Origin of the sequence: Nocardia sp. NPDC058497 (genome assembly GCF_042720195.1) — a bacterium.
Taxonomy (GTDB): Bacteria; Actinomycetota; Actinomycetes; order Mycobacteriales; family Mycobacteriaceae; genus Nocardia.
In genome coordinates, this window is sequence record NZ_JBHXMY010000038.1 from 5,838 (window position 1) to 20,740 (window position 14,903).

At 71.3% G+C, this 14,903-nt stretch carries 17 protein-coding genes and 1 pseudogene; 9 read left to right on the plus strand and 9 right to left on the minus strand.

Features of this window, described 5'->3' with window-relative positions; all coding sequences use genetic code 11:
* A pseudogene (locus ACFWPJ_RS04860) lies at positions 1 to 446 on the plus strand (hypothetical protein); the annotation flags it as partial.
* A 13-nt stretch (positions 447 to 459) separates the two neighbouring features.
* Entirely contained in the window at positions 460 to 1,011 is a 552-nt protein-coding gene (locus ACFWPJ_RS04865) for an NUDIX domain-containing protein (RefSeq protein ID WP_378847246.1), read from the plus strand.
* Positions 1,012 to 1,075: 64 nt separating this feature from the next.
* Here the strand turns inward: ACFWPJ_RS04865 and ACFWPJ_RS04870 are convergent, their stop codons facing one another.
* The 6 genes from ACFWPJ_RS04870 to ACFWPJ_RS04895 all read right to left on the minus strand — a co-directional run bounded on the left by ACFWPJ_RS04870 (position 1,076) and on the right by ACFWPJ_RS04895 (position 7,304).
* Complete coding sequence (locus ACFWPJ_RS04870; protein ID WP_378847249.1) at positions 1,076 to 1,564, minus strand: GNAT family N-acetyltransferase; 489 nt, start codon at positions 1,562 to 1,564, stop codon at positions 1,076 to 1,078.
* A 110-nt stretch (positions 1,565 to 1,674) separates the two neighbouring features.
* Complete coding sequence (locus ACFWPJ_RS04875; RefSeq protein WP_378847252.1) at positions 1,675 to 2,358, minus strand: hypothetical protein; 684 nt, start codon at positions 2,356 to 2,358, stop codon at positions 1,675 to 1,677.
* 140 nt (positions 2,359 to 2,498) lie between these two features.
* Positions 2,499 to 3,725 (minus strand): bifunctional RNase H/acid phosphatase, encoded by a 1,227-nt coding sequence (locus ACFWPJ_RS04880; RefSeq protein ID WP_378847254.1) that lies wholly within the window; start codon positions 3,723 to 3,725, stop codon positions 2,499 to 2,501.
* 16 nt (positions 3,726 to 3,741) lie between these two features.
* A complete protein-coding gene (locus ACFWPJ_RS04885) occupies positions 3,742 to 4,479 on the minus strand; it encodes a zinc ribbon domain-containing protein (RefSeq protein WP_378847256.1) in 738 nt (245 codons plus the stop codon).
* A 330-nt stretch (positions 4,480 to 4,809) separates the two neighbouring features.
* On the minus strand, positions 4,810 to 5,925 hold the full coding sequence (locus tag ACFWPJ_RS04890; RefSeq protein WP_378847258.1) for a Nif3-like dinuclear metal center hexameric protein: 1,116 nt from the start codon (positions 5,923 to 5,925) through the stop codon (positions 4,810 to 4,812).
* An 80-nt stretch (positions 5,926 to 6,005) separates the two neighbouring features.
* Complete coding sequence (locus ACFWPJ_RS04895; protein WP_378847261.1) at positions 6,006 to 7,304, minus strand: aminotransferase class I/II-fold pyridoxal phosphate-dependent enzyme; 1,299 nt, start codon at positions 7,302 to 7,304, stop codon at positions 6,006 to 6,008.
* A 52-nt stretch (positions 7,305 to 7,356) separates the two neighbouring features.
* Here ACFWPJ_RS04895 and ACFWPJ_RS04900 point away from each other — a divergent pair, with 52 nt between their 5' ends.
* Positions 7,357 to 7,851 carry a low molecular weight protein-tyrosine-phosphatase gene (locus ACFWPJ_RS04900; RefSeq protein ID WP_378847263.1) on the plus strand — a complete coding sequence of 165 codons (495 nt, stop codon included), beginning with the start codon at positions 7,357 to 7,359 and terminating at the stop codon, positions 7,849 to 7,851.
* Positions 7,851 to 8,723, plus strand: coding sequence for an SURF1 family protein (locus ACFWPJ_RS04905; protein ID WP_378847266.1), 873 nt, complete (start codon positions 7,851 to 7,853; stop codon positions 8,721 to 8,723). Before ACFWPJ_RS04900 ends, ACFWPJ_RS04905 begins: the two co-directional genes overlap by 1 nt.
* A 234-nt stretch (positions 8,724 to 8,957) precedes the next feature.
* Here the strand turns inward: ACFWPJ_RS04905 and ACFWPJ_RS04910 are convergent, their stop codons facing one another.
* Positions 8,958 to 9,893 (minus strand): cobalamin biosynthesis protein, encoded by a 936-nt coding sequence (locus ACFWPJ_RS04910; RefSeq protein ID WP_378847268.1) that lies wholly within the window; start codon positions 9,891 to 9,893, stop codon positions 8,958 to 8,960.
* A gap of 116 nt (positions 9,894 to 10,009) precedes the next feature.
* Here ACFWPJ_RS04910 and sigJ point away from each other — a divergent pair, with 116 nt between their 5' ends.
* Complete coding sequence (gene sigJ, locus ACFWPJ_RS04915; protein ID WP_378847271.1) at positions 10,010 to 10,948, plus strand: RNA polymerase sigma factor SigJ; 939 nt, start codon at positions 10,010 to 10,012, stop codon at positions 10,946 to 10,948.
* Positions 10,949 to 10,952: 4 nt separating this feature from the next.
* Here the strand turns inward: sigJ and ald are convergent, their stop codons facing one another.
* Positions 10,953 to 12,065 carry an alanine dehydrogenase gene (gene ald, locus ACFWPJ_RS04920; protein ID WP_378847273.1) on the minus strand — a complete coding sequence of 371 codons (1,113 nt, stop codon included), beginning with the start codon at positions 12,063 to 12,065 and terminating at the stop codon, positions 10,953 to 10,955.
* Positions 12,066 to 12,131: 66 nt separating this feature from the next.
* Positions 12,132 to 12,719 carry a hypothetical protein gene (locus tag ACFWPJ_RS04925; RefSeq protein ID WP_378847274.1) on the minus strand — a complete coding sequence of 196 codons (588 nt, stop codon included), beginning with the start codon at positions 12,717 to 12,719 and terminating at the stop codon, positions 12,132 to 12,134.
* A 222-nt stretch (positions 12,720 to 12,941) separates the two neighbouring features.
* On the opposite strand from ACFWPJ_RS04925, the gene ACFWPJ_RS04930 reads away from it, so the two are divergent.
* From ACFWPJ_RS04930 to ACFWPJ_RS04945, 4 genes are all read left to right on the plus strand, one after another.
* A complete protein-coding gene (locus tag ACFWPJ_RS04930; protein ID WP_378847275.1) occupies positions 12,942 to 13,898 on the plus strand; it encodes a GlxA family transcriptional regulator in 957 nt (318 codons plus the stop codon).
* A gap of 7 nt (positions 13,899 to 13,905) precedes the next feature.
* Positions 13,906 to 14,421, plus strand: coding sequence for a gamma carbonic anhydrase family protein (locus tag ACFWPJ_RS04935; protein WP_189033206.1), 516 nt, complete (start codon positions 13,906 to 13,908; stop codon positions 14,419 to 14,421).
* A 125-nt stretch (positions 14,422 to 14,546) separates the two neighbouring features.
* Positions 14,547 to 14,726, plus strand: a complete 180-nt coding sequence (locus tag ACFWPJ_RS04940) for a hypothetical protein (RefSeq protein WP_229740164.1) — start codon at positions 14,547 to 14,549, stop codon at positions 14,724 to 14,726.
* A gap of 7 nt (positions 14,727 to 14,733) precedes the next feature.
* Positions 14,734 to 14,903 (plus strand): TetR/AcrR family transcriptional regulator (locus ACFWPJ_RS04945; RefSeq protein ID WP_378847279.1); only part of this gene is annotated, 170 nt, incomplete at its 3' end.

The window sequence follows — 14,903 nt, forward strand, 5'->3', positions numbered from 1 at the left end:
CCCACACCCTCCCCCGCGGGCCCCTGGTCCGGGGGCGTCGCCGCGGGGGGCCGTCCGCGGGGGGGGCCCGCGGGCGCGGCGCGGGGGGCCGGCCCCCCCCCCCCCCCCCCGCCCTGATGAGCGCGCCCGACGTGCCGGAGGGGTTCGGCAGGCTGGCCGAGGAGAGCGCGACCTACCAGCCGAAAGTCGGTGCGCGGGTGGCCTTCTCGGCCCTGTTCGACCGGCCTGGCCGTCGGGCGAAGGCGCTGAAGGTGCCGGTGTTCTACGCGATCGCCGAGAACGATTCGATCGCGCCGCCCGCCCCGACTCGCAAGGCCGCCGAGCGCACCAAGCACGCGGTGGTCAAGCAGTACCCGGTCGGCCACTTCGACGTGTACTTCGACGATGTTTTCGAGCAGGTCGTGCGCGATCAGACCGACTTCCTGGTGTCCGTCCTGCGCCCGTGATCGGTGGGGCACCATGGATGCCATGGAACAGCTCAGCTCGCGCACGATCTACACCAATCCGTGGATGCGGCTGCGGGAGGACACCATTCGCCGCGCCGACGGTTCCGTCGGGATCTACGGCGTGGTCGACAAGGTCGACTGGGCGATGGTCGTCCCGTTCGACGGGGAGGGCTTCCACCTGGTCGAGCAGTACCGGTACCCGCTGGGGACGCGGTGCTGGGAGTTCCCCGCGGGCACTCCGCCGCAGGGCACGGCCCCGACCCCGGTCGAGCTGGCGCACAACGAATTGCGCGAGGAAACCGGGTTGCGGGCCGACCGGATGACGTTGCTCGGCACCATGGCCACGGCGCCCGCCTCGAGCAGCCAGCGCGGTCACTGCTTCCTCGCCACCGGCCTCACTCCCGGCGAGCCGCAGCGCGAACCCGAGGAACAGGACATGCGCATGGCCTGGTTCTCCCGGCCGGAGCTCGAGGCGATGATCCTGCGCGGCGAGATCATCGACCCACACGCCGTGGCCGCCTACGGCCTGCTGCTCATGCACGAACGCGGCCTCAGCTCCCCCTGAGCGGCGTCCACGTGCCTGGCACCTGACGGTCGGTGACTGTCGGCGTCGTCGGCTGACCGGGAGTTCAGAGCAGCAGGCGCATCTCGAATTCCATCCGCGGATCGCCAGGCTCGACCGGCCCGCGCCGCCCCGTCGGCACGAATCCGTGTCGCCGGTACAACTTCTCGGCGGCGGTATTGCCCTCGGTCACGTCAAGGCGCACCGCCGCACAGCCACGCTCGACCGCCCAGCCCACTGCCGCGTCGATCAGCAGATCCGAGACACCGCGGCCGCGGGCACGCGGATCCACCCACATCGAGATCAGGTGGGCGCTCGCCGCATCGGTGGTCACACCCACCGTGCCCACCGTCTCGGTGCTGACCGTCGCCGCGAACTGCGCCCGCACCCGCAGCACGTCCCGCCAGTCTTGCGCGGTCCGTGCCAGCGCCTGCTCGATGGTCTGGCCGAACGCCGTCGGCGCGTCACGCAGCGCGCGCAACCTCACCCCGCGGAACACCGCCCACTCATTGGGTTCCAGTCGTCGAATTCCGATGGCGCCGTCGGTTTCCCCCATGACTGAGATTCCAGCATGCCGCCCGGCGCCGGGCAACGCGATTTCGGGCCGGGAACGACAACCGGGGCGCATCACCGGGTGGGTGATGCGCCCCTGAGGTCGCGCTGGGATCAGATCGGCTGGAAGCCGGCGCCGACGCCGCCTGCCCGGTTCAGCACCTCGAGGATGACCCCGATGGGCTGGAAGTAGGCGGGCGAGTGGATCGGGTTGGCTCCGTTGGTGCACGGGACGTCGAAGTCGAGCGGGCCGAGGCCGGTGAGCCTGCCCTGGTTCATGCCGACCAGGCGGTCGCCGACGACGACCGGGCCGCCGGAGTCGCCCGGCTGCGAGCAGTACTGGTTGATCGAGGTGCCCTCGAGCTCACCCCACACCACGCCACAGCTGCGACCGCTGGTGCGCCCGTCCGAGCACACCGTGGTGCCGGGTCCGGGCGGGCCGCCGATGCCGGCGACGGTGGTCTGGCCGACGGTGCGGACCGGCAGTACCTTCGACGCATCCAGCTGCAGGACAGCGAAATCCAGGTAGTCGCCGTCGTCGGAGAAGGCGACGGTGCCGATGACCCCCGCGTTGAGCGCCTGCTCGGCGCCGACCCGCGCCCCCGTCGGCGCGCAGTGCCCGGCGGTGAGGCCGACCAGGCGGCCCGCGTTGTCATGGCCGATGGCGGTCAGCGAGCAACCGGAGTTGTTGTCGAAGACGATGCCCGAGGCCGCGCCGAGCACCACGCTCGGATCGGCCGACACGCTGCCCGCACCAGCGGAGAGCGCCCCCGCGATGGCCGCCGCGAACGCCGCCATCCGTAGAAACCTCATCAAGTACCTTTCTCGATGGCCGCGGCATTCCGCACGCCCGAGTACCTTTCGGGCGCCGGGGCGTCGTCGTTACGCCGACCGCGAACCGGGGCGACCGTACCGCGCCCCGGCGACAAACGGCTAGCTCACAGGTACGAAACGTCGTTGACGAGGCGGACCGACGCGCCGCCGTCGGGATAGAACTCGGCGATGCACAGCGACGCCAGATCCAGGTGCAGGCGGTACAGCAGCGACGGGCCGACGCCGAGTGCCAGCTGCAGCAGCGTCTTGATCGGGGTGACATGGCTGACCACGACGACGTTCTGGCCCGGGTACAGCGCCACCAGATCCCGGCGTACCCCCTCGATGCGCTCGCGCACCTGATCGAAGCTCTCGCCGCCGGGCGCGGGCAGCGACGGGTCGCCCAGCCAGTCGGTGTGCAGCTGCGGGTCGCGCTGCGCGGCCTCGGTGAAGGTGAGACCCTCCCAGTCGCCGAAATCGGTCTCGATGAGGCCGTCCAGGACGCGCAGCGGAACGTCGAGCACCCCGGCGGCGGCCTCGGCGGTGGCACGGGCGCGCTGCAGCGGTGAGGTGACGACGGCGGCGATGTCACCTTTGGCGGCGAGCATTTTCGCGGCGCGCTCGGCTTGTTGGCGGCCGAGGTCGGTGAGCGGCGGGTTGCCGCGACCGGAGTAGCGGCGCTCGATCGACAGCTCGGTCTGGCCGTGGCGCAGCAGCAACAGCCTCGTCGGCCTGCCGAGCGCGCCGGTCCAGCCGGGAGCGTTGGTCGAAACCCGCTGTGCCGCAGTGGTTTCGCCATCGAGTGCGGGGTCAGCCGCGGGCTCTACCCCGCCGGCGACCCGGTCGGTATCGGCCGGCTCACTCGCCCTGACACCGGTCACGGCCACCTGGTCGCCCGGGGTGTGCCTGGCGGAGACGGCCTCGCGGACAGTGCCGACGACGGCGCCGTCGTCCATCGCCTCGTTCGCCAGCCGGTCGGCATGCGAGTTCTCCGCGCGCGGAATCCAGGTGAAGCTCACCTGGTCGAACCCGGCGACCAGCGCCCGCGCCTGTTCGGCGAGCGGAATCATCGACGGGTGCTTGACCTTCCAGCGTCCCGCCATCTGCTCGACGACGAGCTTGGAGTCCATCCGCACCGCGACCACCCGCGCGCCCAGCTCGGCCGCAGCCGCCAAACCGGCGATGAGACCGCGATATTCGGCCACATTGTTGGTGGCGACGCCGACATACTCCTTGCGCTCGGCGAGGACCCGGACATGATCGGCGGCGAAGACCACCGCGCCGTATCCGGCCGGGCCGGGATTGCCGCGCGAGCCACCGTCGGCTTCGACGATCACCTCGTGCACGCTCATCGGCGCACCGATCCGATCACAGCCCCGATTCCTTGGTACGCACCATGATCGCGCCGCATTCGGGGCAGCGGACGACCGCGTCGGGCGCGGCCTTGGCGATGCGCTGCATCTCGCCGCGATCGATCTCGATCCGGCACGCGCCGCAGCGGCGGGCCTGCAGCAGGGCGGCGCCGACGCCGTGCGCCGAACGCTGCTTGTCGTAGACGGCGAGCAGTTCGCCGGGGAACAGGCCGATCAGCCCGTCCCGGTCCTTCTCGCACCGCTGCTGCGCCACGTCGAGATCGGCCAGCGCCTCGTCGCGCAGTCGCTCGGCGTCGGCCAGGTCCTGGTCGGCCTTGCTCAGGCGCGCGCCCGCGTGGTCGTGGTCGGCGGCCATGGCTTCGCGCTGCTCCATCACGGTCAGCAGCTCGTCCTCGAGCACCGAGCGGCGACGCTCCAGGCTGCCCAGTTCGTGCTGGATCTCGGAGAGCTGCTTGGCGGCGACGGCGCCCGCGGAGAGCATGCCGCGGTCGCGGTCCTCACGCTTGCGGACGGCGTCGACCTCACCCTCGAGCTTGCGGATGTCACGATCCAGATCGTCGATGCCGATCTCCACCGCGACGGCGGCGTCCTTGTAGCCGTTGCGCTCGGTCGCCAGGCGCGCCACCTCCTGCTGCTCGGGCAGCACGCCCCTGCGGTGCGCGATCCGCGTCAACTCGGCATCGACAGTGGCGAGCTGAAGCAGCTTGGACTGGACCGACGGTTCGACATTCAACGCGCACGAACTCCTGAACACAGTGGACGGATGGGTTGGTCAACCGTACCGCGCCGCGGGGGGTGCGCACGCCATGACCCGAGGACTGCCGCCTTGCCGGGCTCGCTGTGCCCGCACCCGACGTTCGCGCAGGCCGCGCAGCGTCGTCGTGCACGTGGTTCAGCACCCGAAGGCTGCCGCCGCGCCGACTCGCTGTGCGCGCACCCGACGTTCGCGCAGGCCGCGCAGCGTCGTCGTGCGCGCCGGTTCGGACAGAGACCGGGCTCGGCCCAGTTCGCAGTACGGGCATCCGACGTTCGGGCAGCGTGCAGCCGTCGTCGTCCGCGTGGTTCAGCCGGTGACCGTCCACGGGTCGGTGCGCAGGGTGGATACCCGTGTGGTCAGGCCGGGGAGGGCGGTGCGGACGATCTGCTCGGCCTGACCGCACCAGGGGAACTCGGTGGCCCAGTGGGCGGCGTCGATGAGGGCGGGGCCGCCGCGGCGGAGGTGTTCGTCGACAGGGTGGTGGCGCAGGTCGGAGGTGAGGTAGGCGTCGACGCCCGCGCGGATGGCCGCGTTCAGGTAGGAGTCGCCCGCGCCGCCGCAGACGGCTACCCGCTGGATGACGCGATCGGGGTCGCCTGCGGCGCGGACACCCCAGACGGTGCGCGGCAGGCCGACGCCGACGCGGGCGGTGAATTCGCGCAGGGTTTCGGGCTCGGGGAGTTCGCCGATGCGGCCGATGCCGAGCGAGGACGGCAGCGGTGCGCGTTCGGTGACGTGGTAGGCGGGTTCCTCGTACGGGTGGGCCGCGCGCAGGGCCGCCAGGACGGCCAGGCGCGAGGTCGGCGCCGCGACCACCTCGACGGCGTCCTCGGTGACGGTCTCGACCGTGCCGACCACGCCGAGCGCCGGATTCGCGCCGGGCAGCGGGCGGAACTGACCGGTGCCCGCGGTGTACCAGGCCGCTTCGCGGTAGTCGCCGATCGCGCCAGCGCCCGCGGTGAACAACGCCGACATGAGCGAGGCGGTGTGGGTCTGCGGGACCTGGATCACCCATTTGTCCACGGAGGCAACCGGTTTGGGATCCAGCGGACCGGTGACCGTGAGGCCGACGGCGGCGGCCAGTGCGTCGGAGACGCCGGGGTCGGCGGAGTCGGCGTTGGTGTGCGCGGAGAACAGGGCGCAACCGGAGCGGATCAACCGGTGCAGCAGAGCGCCTTTGGGCGTATCGGCGGCGACGGTGTCGACCCCGCGCAGCAGCAGCGGGTGGTGCACGACCAATGCCTGTGCGCCCCACTCGATCGCCTCGTCGACCACGGCGGCGGTGGCGTCGACCGCGAACACCACCTTGGTGACCTCCTGCGCCGGCTCACCGCACACGAGCCCGACCGAATCCCACGATTCGGCCAGCCTCGGCGGATACGCCGCGTCGAGCACCCCGATCAGTTCGGCCAGGTCGGTCACCGCCGCCTCCTTCGTTCCGTTGACATGCCCGTCACCGCCGAGGTGACGAGATCACCTTGCACCACAACGCTTTCCACCGCTCACCACAGCACGGCCCGCAGACCTTCGATCAATCGATCGACTTCGGCCGGGCCGCGCACCGCCACGCGCAAGTGGTCAGGCCCGAGGCCGGGGAAGGTGTCGGCGCGGCGAACGGCGATACCGCGGTCGGCCAGGCGCTTGCGCACCAGGGCGCCGTCGGGGACACGCAGGAGCAGGAACGGTCCCGCCGCCGGGGTGTGGACGTCGAGGCCGAGGGCGGTGAGGCGGTCGATCATGGCGGCGCGCTCGGATGCGATCTGGAAGGCGTCCCGCTGGGACTCGGCGACAGCCGACGGTGCGGCGGTGGCGGTGATCGCCTCGAGCTGGAGCGTGCCCAGTGGCCAGTGCGGGCGCCCGTGGGTCAGCCGGGCCAGCACCTCGGGAGCGCCGAGCGCATAGCCGCAGCGCAAACCGGCCAGCGCCCACGTCTTGGTGAGGCTGCGGAGCACGATCACGTCGGGTGCGGACAGTGCAGCCAGCGACTCCGGCTCGGCGTGCAGTCCGGCATCGGCGTCCGCCGCGGGCTCACCATGCACCGCAGGCCCGGCGTGCGGCACGGACTCAGCGTGCGATGCGAGCGCGGCGTGCAGTGCTGGCTCGGCGTGTGCCGCGGGCCCGGCGCGCAGTGCGGGCCCGGCGTGCGACGCGGGCTCGGCAGGGTCCGGCACGGACTCAGCGTGCGATGCGAGCGCGGCGTGCAGTGCTGGCTCGGCGTGTGCCGCGGGCCCGGCGCGCGCGGGCTCGGCAGGGTCCGGCACGACCGCGTCGGCGAAGGCTTCGTCGACGACGACGAGGCGACCCGGACGCCGCAGCGCCTGGATAGCAGCGGCGGGGTGCAGGATCGAGGTGGGGTTGGTGGGGTTGCCGAGGACGACGAGATCGGCTTCCTCGGGGACCAGCGCGGGGTCGAGCGTGTACGGCCGCTCCAGGATCACCCGCGTCACCGGGACGCCCGCTTCCCGCAATGCCAGTTCGGGCTCGGTGAAGGACGGGTGGATGACCGCGGCCAGGCGCGGGGCCAGCCGGGGCAGCATGGCGAACCCTTCGGCGGCGCCTGCCAGCAGCAGCACCTCGTCGGGGGTGCGGCCGTGGCGGGCGGCGACGGCGGCGCGGGCGGCGGCCTCGTCCTCGGCGCTCGGGTAGCGGCCGAGGTCGTCCAGGCGGGCGGCGAGGCGATCGCGCAGCCAGGCCGGTGGGGCTGAGCCGCGGACGTTCACCGCGAAATCGAGCATCCCTGGGCGCGCCTCCACGTCGCCGTGGTGGCGCAGCATCGCGGGGTCGACGGAGTCCTGGAACACAGTTCAACACCCTACGTGGCGGCGATTCGGCGGCTCGGGCGAGAATGGCTCCGTGGGACAGCTGCACGTGTCATTCATCTGCACAGGGAACATCTGCCGCTCGCCGATGGCGGCGAAGATGTTCGAGGCGCATCTGTACCGTGCCGGTCTCGCGAACCAGGTACGGGTGACCAGCGCGGGCACCGGATCGTGGCATGTCGGCGATCCGGCCGATCCGCGTACCGAGACGACGCTGCGCCGCGCCGGCTACCCCACCGACCACGTCGCGGCCACCTTCGGTCCCGAGCATCGTGACGCCGACCTGATCGTCGCCCTGGACACCGGGCACGACCGGGAGCTGGCCCACCGCGGCGTGCCCACCGAACAGCGCAGGCTGCTGCGCAGCTTCGACCCCGCCGCCGACGGCCGCGACGTGCCCGACCCGTACTACGGCGACCAGTCCGACTTCGACCTGGTCCGCGATCAGATCGAAGCCGCCGTCCCCGGCCTGCTCGACTGGGTGCGCGCCGAACTCGACGTCCGCACCCCCGCCGACGCGCAACGCTGATGCGCAAACTCACGTTCCTGCTGCGCCCGAGCTGGCTCATCCTCGCGGTGATCGTCGCGGCGTTCGCCTACCTGTGCTTCACCGTCCTCGCGCCGTGGCAGCTGGGCAAGAACACCAGCACCGAGCACCGCAACCAGCTGATCGCCGACTCCGTGCAGGCCGACCCGGTGGACGTGGTCGGCGTTCTCGACGGCGATCCGACCGCGCACACCGAATGGCGCAAGGTCACCGCGAGCGGCGCCTACGTCCCTGACTCGACCGTTCTGGTGCGCCTGCGTCATCTCGACGGCGCCCCCGGCTACGCCGTGCTCGACGCCTTCCGCCTTGACGACGGCCGCACCCTGCTCGTCGACCGCGGCCTGGTCGCCGCCGTCGACGGCACCCGTCCCCCGGCCATCGCCGCGCCCCCGACCGGCCCGCAGCGCCTCGAAGCCCGCGTGCGCGCCTCCGAAGGCGTGGTCGCGGACAAGCCACCGAGCACCCAGGACGGCTATCGCCAGGTCTACACGGTCGACACCGCCCAGGAATCCACCGTCCTCGGCACCCAGCTCACCGATATCCCGACCGGCACGGACAAGGGCGGCTATCTCCAACTGGCCGAGGGCCAGCCCGGCGCCTTCACCCCCACCCCGCTCCCCCAACTCGACGCGGGCCCCTACCTCTCCTACGGCCTCCAATGGCTGGCCTTCGGCATCATGGCCCCCCTCGGCCTCGGCTACTTCGTCGTCGCCGAACTCCGCGCCCGCCGCCGCGACCGCGCGGCCACCCAGACGCACGCCGACATCACCGCGACACCGGCCGCCGAGTCCGATTCCCCGGCCCCGCCAACCACCGAAGCCCGCCTGGCCGACCGCTACGGCCGCAACCGCTGACCTCAGCCCACCAGCAGTCCGCGCTCGGAGTCTGTCCTATCCGCTCGGTCTATCCGGTTCTCGCGATCGCCCGCTGGTCAAGCGGCACACCATCGAACCCGCCCTGGCGGGCTGGGGTCGATCACCGCGCTGAACGTTCACTATCGGGCCGAGCGGTCGCGATCGGGACCATCGGAGCGTTTAGTGACTGCGCAGCGCATGCCCGCCGCGCAGTGGCGGACCGCGAAACAGGCCCTAGCCGCGCACCGCTCGCCACCTGAGCGCCCCGGCAACCACTACCGACACCAACAGCGCGCCTACCTGTACTGCCTCCGACATTCGTACCGCCCGGCGCAGATCCGCCGTCGTCGGCGCGGGGCCGTCGCCGAGGGTCGGCCGCAGTTCCGCTCCGTGCCGGTACTGCGTTCGCCCACCGAGCCGGACACCGAGTGCCCCTGCCATGGATGCCTCCACCACACCCGCATTCGGGCTCGGATGCTTGGCCGCATCCCGCCGCCAGGCCCGCCACGCGGCGGCAGGCGTCCCACCGACCAGCGGCGCGAGCGCGGCCGTGATCAGTCCGGTGACCCGGGCGGGAACGACATTCGCCAGATCGTCGGTCCGCGCGGCAGCCCACCCGAACCGCAGGTACCGCTCGTTGCGGTAGCCGACCATCGCGTCGAGCGTGTTGACAGCCCGGTACCCGAGCAACCCCGGCACCCCGGCGACAGCACCCCACAGCAGTGGCGCGACGGTCGCGTCGGCGGTGTTCTCGGCGACCGATTCCAGCGCCGCGCGGGCCAGCCCGTCCGCATCCAGCACCGACGGATCACGCCCGCACAGCGAGGGCAGCAGCTCCCGGGCCCCGTCGATGTCCCCGGCGTCGAGCCGCTCGGCCATCGCCTGCCCGGCGCGGGCCAGACTGCGTCCACCGAGGGCGGTCCACGTGGCCAGCGCGGTGGCGAGCACACCGCCGCGCGCGGCCAGCACTCCGATCCCGACCACCGAACCCACCGCGACCACCTCGTGCACGACACCGGCACGTCGGTCGTCGGCATAGGTCACCTGTTCCAAAGCCGCTGCCGCCGAGCCGAATCCGGCTACCGGATGCCACCGGCGCGGATCGGCGAACACTCGATCGAGCGCGAATCCCAGCATCAGCCCGACCGCGGTCGATGTCCCCTTCTGCACCCGGCCGAGGGTAGCCGACAGCGGGAATGTCACACCCGTCCCCGCTGGTTCGTCATCTCGGTGACCACCTCATACACTCGCCCGGACCGGGCCAGACGATCGAACGGCGAACAACGATGACCGACGCACACCACCAGCTCGACCAGGCCGAACTGGCCCGCCGCTTCGAGGAACACCGCTCCTACCTGCGCCGGCTCGCCTACAGCACGCTCGGCAGCCTCACCGACGCCGAGGACGTGGTGCAGGACGCGTGGCTGCGCCTGCAGCGCCACCACGAGGCGGGCAAGGCGGGCGAGATCGACAATCTGCGTGCCTGGCTGACCACCGTCACCGGCAGACTGGCCCTCGATCAGCTCGGTTCGGCACGTGCCCGCCGCGAGCAGTATGTCGGCGAATGGCTACCGGAGCCGGACGTCACCACCTGGGACGACCCGGCCGACCGGATCTCCCAGGACGAACGGGTCACCACCGCGCTGCTGGTCGTGCTGGAATCGCTATCCCCCGCCGAGCGAACGGCTTTCGTCTTGCAGGACGTGTTCGGCATGACCGGTCCCGAGGTCGCCGAGGTCGTCGGCCGCACTCCGGCGGCCGTCCGTCAGCTCGCCTCCCGCGCCCGCAAGCACGTGGAGTCCGGCACCCCGCGCTTCCCCGCCTCGCCCGCCGAACAGGAGAAGGTCGTCTCGGCGTTCTCGCTGGCCTGGCGCTCGGGTGATCTGAGCTCGCTGCTCGGCGTCCTCGACGAGAACGTGGTGCTCACCGCCGACGGTGGCGGCAAGGTGCCCGCCATCCGCCAGCCGCTGCGCGGCGCCGAGCTCATCGCCAAGGCGCTGCTCGGTTGGTACCACGCGCCGTCGGCGTCCGGGGCGTGGGGCAAAGCGGTCCTGGTCAACGGCGTGCCCGGCCTGGTGGTGTTCGACGGCGCCAACACCGGCGTCTTCTCGTTCGTCGTCGACGCGGGCCGCATCGTCGCGATCAACATCGTCCGCAATCCCGACAAGCTGCACGACCTGCCGACCGAGGGCGCGCCGGACTGGTACCTGGGCGCGGGCGAGTAGGAGCTCAGACGCCGAGCGAATATCCGTGCGCCGCAGCCACTTCCGACGACAGCAGTGTGCCGTCGACGGCCGTGAGCCCGGCGGCCAGTCCGGGATCGGCGGTGCACGCGCCCCGCCAGCCCTTGTCGGCGATCGCGGTAGCGAACGGCAGGGTGGCGTTGGTGAGCGCCACGGTGGACGTGTGCGGCACCGCGCCCGGCATGTTCGCGACGCAGTAGAACAGCGAATTCGCCACGGGGAAAGTGGGATCGGCGTGCGTCGTCGGCCGGGTGGAAGCGAAGCAGCCACCCTGGTCGACGGCGATGTCGACGAGCACCGAACCGGGACGCATTCCCGCGACGAGCTCGTCGGAGACCAGCTTGGGCGCCTTGGCACCGGGCACCAGCACCGACCCGATCACCAGATCCGCGGCGAGCACGGCCTTTTCGATCTCGAGCGCGTGCGAGGCGAGGGTGCCGACCCGGCCTGAGAAGCGGGCGTCGAGCTCGCGCAACCGCGCCAGATTGGTATCGAGGACGCTCACCCTGGCGCCCATCCCGACCGCGACGCTCGCCGCGTTGGTCCCCGCGACGCCGCCGCCGAGCACCACCACAGCGGCCGGGCGCACGCCGGGCACCCCACCGAGCAGCATGCCCTCGCCACCCAGCGGCGCCATCAGGTGATAGGCGCCGACCTGGGTGCCGAGCTTGCCGGCGACCTCGCTCATCGGCGCGAGCAGCGGCAGCGAACCGTCCGCGGCACGCACCGTTTCATAGGCGATCGCGGTGATCCCGGAGTCCAGGATCGCGTCGGTGCATTCCTTCGACGCGGCCAGGTGCAGATAGGTGAACAGCACCTGGTCGCGCCGCATCAGCGAATACTCCTGCGCGATGGGCTCTTTCACCTTCAGGATCAGCCCGGCCTCGGCCCAGACCGCGTCGGCATCCGGCACGATCCTGGCGCCCGCGGCGAGATAATCCTCGTCGCCGAATCCCGAACCCGTTCCGGCACCGGCCTGCACGAGCACCTCGTGCCCGTGCGCGGCCAGTTCGGTAGCGCCCGCCGGGGTGAGCGCCACCCGGAACTCCTGCGGTTTGATCTCCGCCGGCACACCGACCGTTCCGCCTGTTCCCGTCATTGCGCCAGCTTAGGACGCCCGCCGACGGGAGTCAGCCGGTTGGAACATCGCGTGTCGGAGCCAGGTTCACGGTGACGGCGTCACCGATGCCGCCGCGGGCGCGGCGCCGGTGGTGGTCGTCGCGGCCGGTGGGGCGGAGGTGGCCGCCGGTGTGGTCGTCACCGGCTGCGTCGTGGCCGGTGGCGCGACAGTGGTCGTCGGCGGTGTTTCGCCGCACTGGCCTGGACCGCAGTTGTCGGTGCCGCAATCCGGGCCGGGCATGCAGGTGTGGCCCGGCGGTAATCCGCATTCGTTGTGTCCGCAGCTGTCCGTGCCGCAATCCGGACCAGGCACGCAGTTGTATCCCGGCGGCGGCTCCTGCGTCGGCGAGTGATACCACGACGACTCCGGCGCCTGCGTGGGCGAGTGATACCACGACGACTCCGGCGCCGACGCGCCGTCACCGGGTGCGCCGCCCGGATTCGCCGATGGCGTCACCGCACTCGTCGCGGGCGTCGTCGTGGTGACCGAGGTCTTGGACACCGAACTCGACCCCGGCTGACCCGAACCCGACCCGTTCGACGAACACGCGGTCAACGCCAGTACCAGCGCGACCAGGGCCAGCAGCACCCGCACCAGTGTGCGCGACCGGCCACTCATTCGCTTCTTCAGCAACTCATCTCCTGCAGTCAGGGAAACCCGCGCCCGGTAGATCGGGCACGGGTTGTGAAACTATGGGTTTCGAAACTAATCGTTTCGTATGGCGCCGCCGTTACACGCAACAAGCCGAGGACGCAGCTCGCAGCCGCCAGGCGCGATCAGACATCCCCACAACTTTGGCCGACCGTGGCACCCCACGACAGTGGCCTGCAGGCCGAGCATCGCTAAGATCGGGCCATGCGCTCGGTGGCGGTCATCGCGTTCGACGGGATCAGCCCGTTCCATCTGGCGGTGCCGACGCTGGTGCTCGGCCGCTCCGGCACCGGCGTCGACGACGTGTCGCCCTACGACGTACGAGTATGCGCCGAACAACCCGGAACCCTGTCCACCGCAGCGGGTTTCGACATCACCGTGCACCACGATCTCGACACCGTCGCCGCGGCCGAGTTGGTGGTCTTCCCCGGCTGGCTGCGCGATCTCGACGTCTCCCCCGCCCTGAACGACGCGGTGCACACCGCGCACGCGAACGGCGCCCGGCTGGTCGGCCTGTGCCTCGGCGCCTGGGCGATCGCGGCGACGGGCCTGGCCGACGGCCGCGAACTCACCACGCACTGGGCCGCCGCGGAGGCCATGGCCCGGGCCTATCCGCGCGTCCGGGTGCGCGCCGATACCCTGTGGACCGACCTCGGCGACGTGATCACCTCCGCCGGCGTCGCCGCCGCGCTGGACTGCTGCCTGCACATCGTCCGCGGCGACCTCGGCGCCCGCGCGGCCACCGAGCTGGCCCGCGCGCTGGTCACCGCGCCGCACCGCAATGGTTCGCAGGCCCAGTTCATCCCGGTCGCCGTCCCCGACGAGGGCGCCACCGACCCGATCGAGCAGGCGATGGTGTGGGCGCGCACCCACCTCGACACGGGGATCGATCTCGACATCTGGTCGCGCGCGGCGCTCATGTCGCGGCGCACCTTCACCCGGCGGTTCCGCGAACGCACCGGCACCAGCCCGCAGCAGTGGCTGTTGCAGCAGCGCACCGACCATGCCCGGCTGCTGCTGGAGTCGACCGACGAGACCGTCGACCGGATCGCGCGCGACACCGGTTTCGGCAGCGCGGTGAGCCTGCGCCACCACTTCCATCGCATGCTCGGCACCAGTCCGGCGGCCCACCGCGCCCAGTTCCGCGGGGCGGCGCAATAATCACCGCATGATCATCAAGGTGTCCGGGTTCGCGCCGGAAATCGACGACACTGCCTGGATCGCGCCGAACGCGACCGTCATCGGGCGGGTGAGCCTGGCCGCCGAGGTCGGCGTCTGGTACTCGGCTGTACTGCGCGGCGACCTCGAGCAGATCACTCTTGGCGCGCGCACCAATATCCAGGACGGCTGCGTCCTGCACGCCGACCCCGGTTTCCCGCTCACCGTCGGCAGTGGAGTCTCGGTGGGCCACAACGCGATTCTGCACGGCTGCACCATCGGCGACGACGTCCTGGTCGGCATGGGCGCGACCGTCCTCAACGGCGCGGTGATCGGCGCGGGCAGCCTGATCGCGGCCAATGCCCTGATCCCCGAGGGTGCGCAGATTCCGCCCGGGTCGCTGGTCGCCGGTGTCCCCGGCAAGGTGCGCCGGGAGCTGACCGAGGCGCAGCAGGACGGAATCAAGCTCAACGCGGCTGTCTATGTGCACAATCTGGCGGCGCACCGTACGGCCGAGGTGTTGTGAGTCGTCACACTGAGCAAGTGACCAGTTGGGATACCTGATAGCATTTGCCCTGCGTATTGCGTCCGGCCATAGAGTGCGGCGGCCGGCACCGGATACGCGAGGTAGGAGGTATCACGGTGGCATACATGCATTCCGGTGTGCACCGAGCAGGGGGACGGCTCAGCGTGGCCGATATCGCCGCCCAGCCCGGCGGAATCGAGGCACTCCAGTGCCGGGTTCACGAATTACGTTCTCGCGGGGTCCACTTCGCGGCCAATGCGATCGAGCAGGAGATGGTCGCGCTGGATCTGTCGCCACGGGGATAATGGGACGATGCCTACCGTCTCGTCCATCCTCGCGCGGATACTGGAAAAACCCGTCACCGACGGGGAGAAGCTGCTCGACAGCGCGCTGTCGGCGTTTCTCGACTTCGGCATCAAACGCACGAGTATGGGCGAGATCGCCCGGCGGGCAGGCATCAGCCCGGCCACCCTGTACCGACG

Bases quoted from the DNA above. Each gene is read 5' to 3' on its own strand.
- ACFWPJ_RS04940 (WP_229740164.1), top strand. From the start codon at position 14,547: ATGCATTCCGGTGTGCACCGAGCAGGGGGACGGCTCAGCGTGGCCGAT.
- ACFWPJ_RS04905 (WP_378847266.1), top strand. From the start codon at position 7,851: ATGCGCAAACTCACGTTCCTGCTGCGCCCGAGCTGGCTCATCCTCGCG.
- ACFWPJ_RS04870 (WP_378847249.1), bottom strand. From the start codon at position 1,564: ATGGGGGAAACCGACGGCGCCATCGGAATTCGACGACTGGAACCCAAT.
- ACFWPJ_RS04930 (WP_378847275.1), top strand. From the start codon at position 12,942: ATGCGCTCGGTGGCGGTCATCGCGTTCGACGGGATCAGCCCGTTCCAT.
- sigJ (WP_378847271.1), top strand. From the start codon at position 10,010: ATGACCGACGCACACCACCAGCTCGACCAGGCCGAACTGGCCCGCCGC.
- ACFWPJ_RS04865 (WP_378847246.1), top strand. From the start codon at position 460: ATGGATGCCATGGAACAGCTCAGCTCGCGCACGATCTACACCAATCCG.
- ald (WP_378847273.1), bottom strand. From the start codon at position 12,065: ATGACGGGAACAGGCGGAACGGTCGGTGTGCCGGCGGAGATCAAACCG.
- ACFWPJ_RS04935 (WP_189033206.1), top strand. From the start codon at position 13,906: ATGATCATCAAGGTGTCCGGGTTCGCGCCGGAAATCGACGACACTGCC.
- ACFWPJ_RS04880 (WP_378847254.1), bottom strand. From the start codon at position 3,725: ATGAGCGTGCACGAGGTGATCGTCGAAGCCGACGGTGGCTCGCGCGGC.
- ACFWPJ_RS04875 (WP_378847252.1), bottom strand. From the start codon at position 2,358: ATGGCGGCGTTCGCGGCGGCCATCGCGGGGGCGCTCTCCGCTGGTGCG.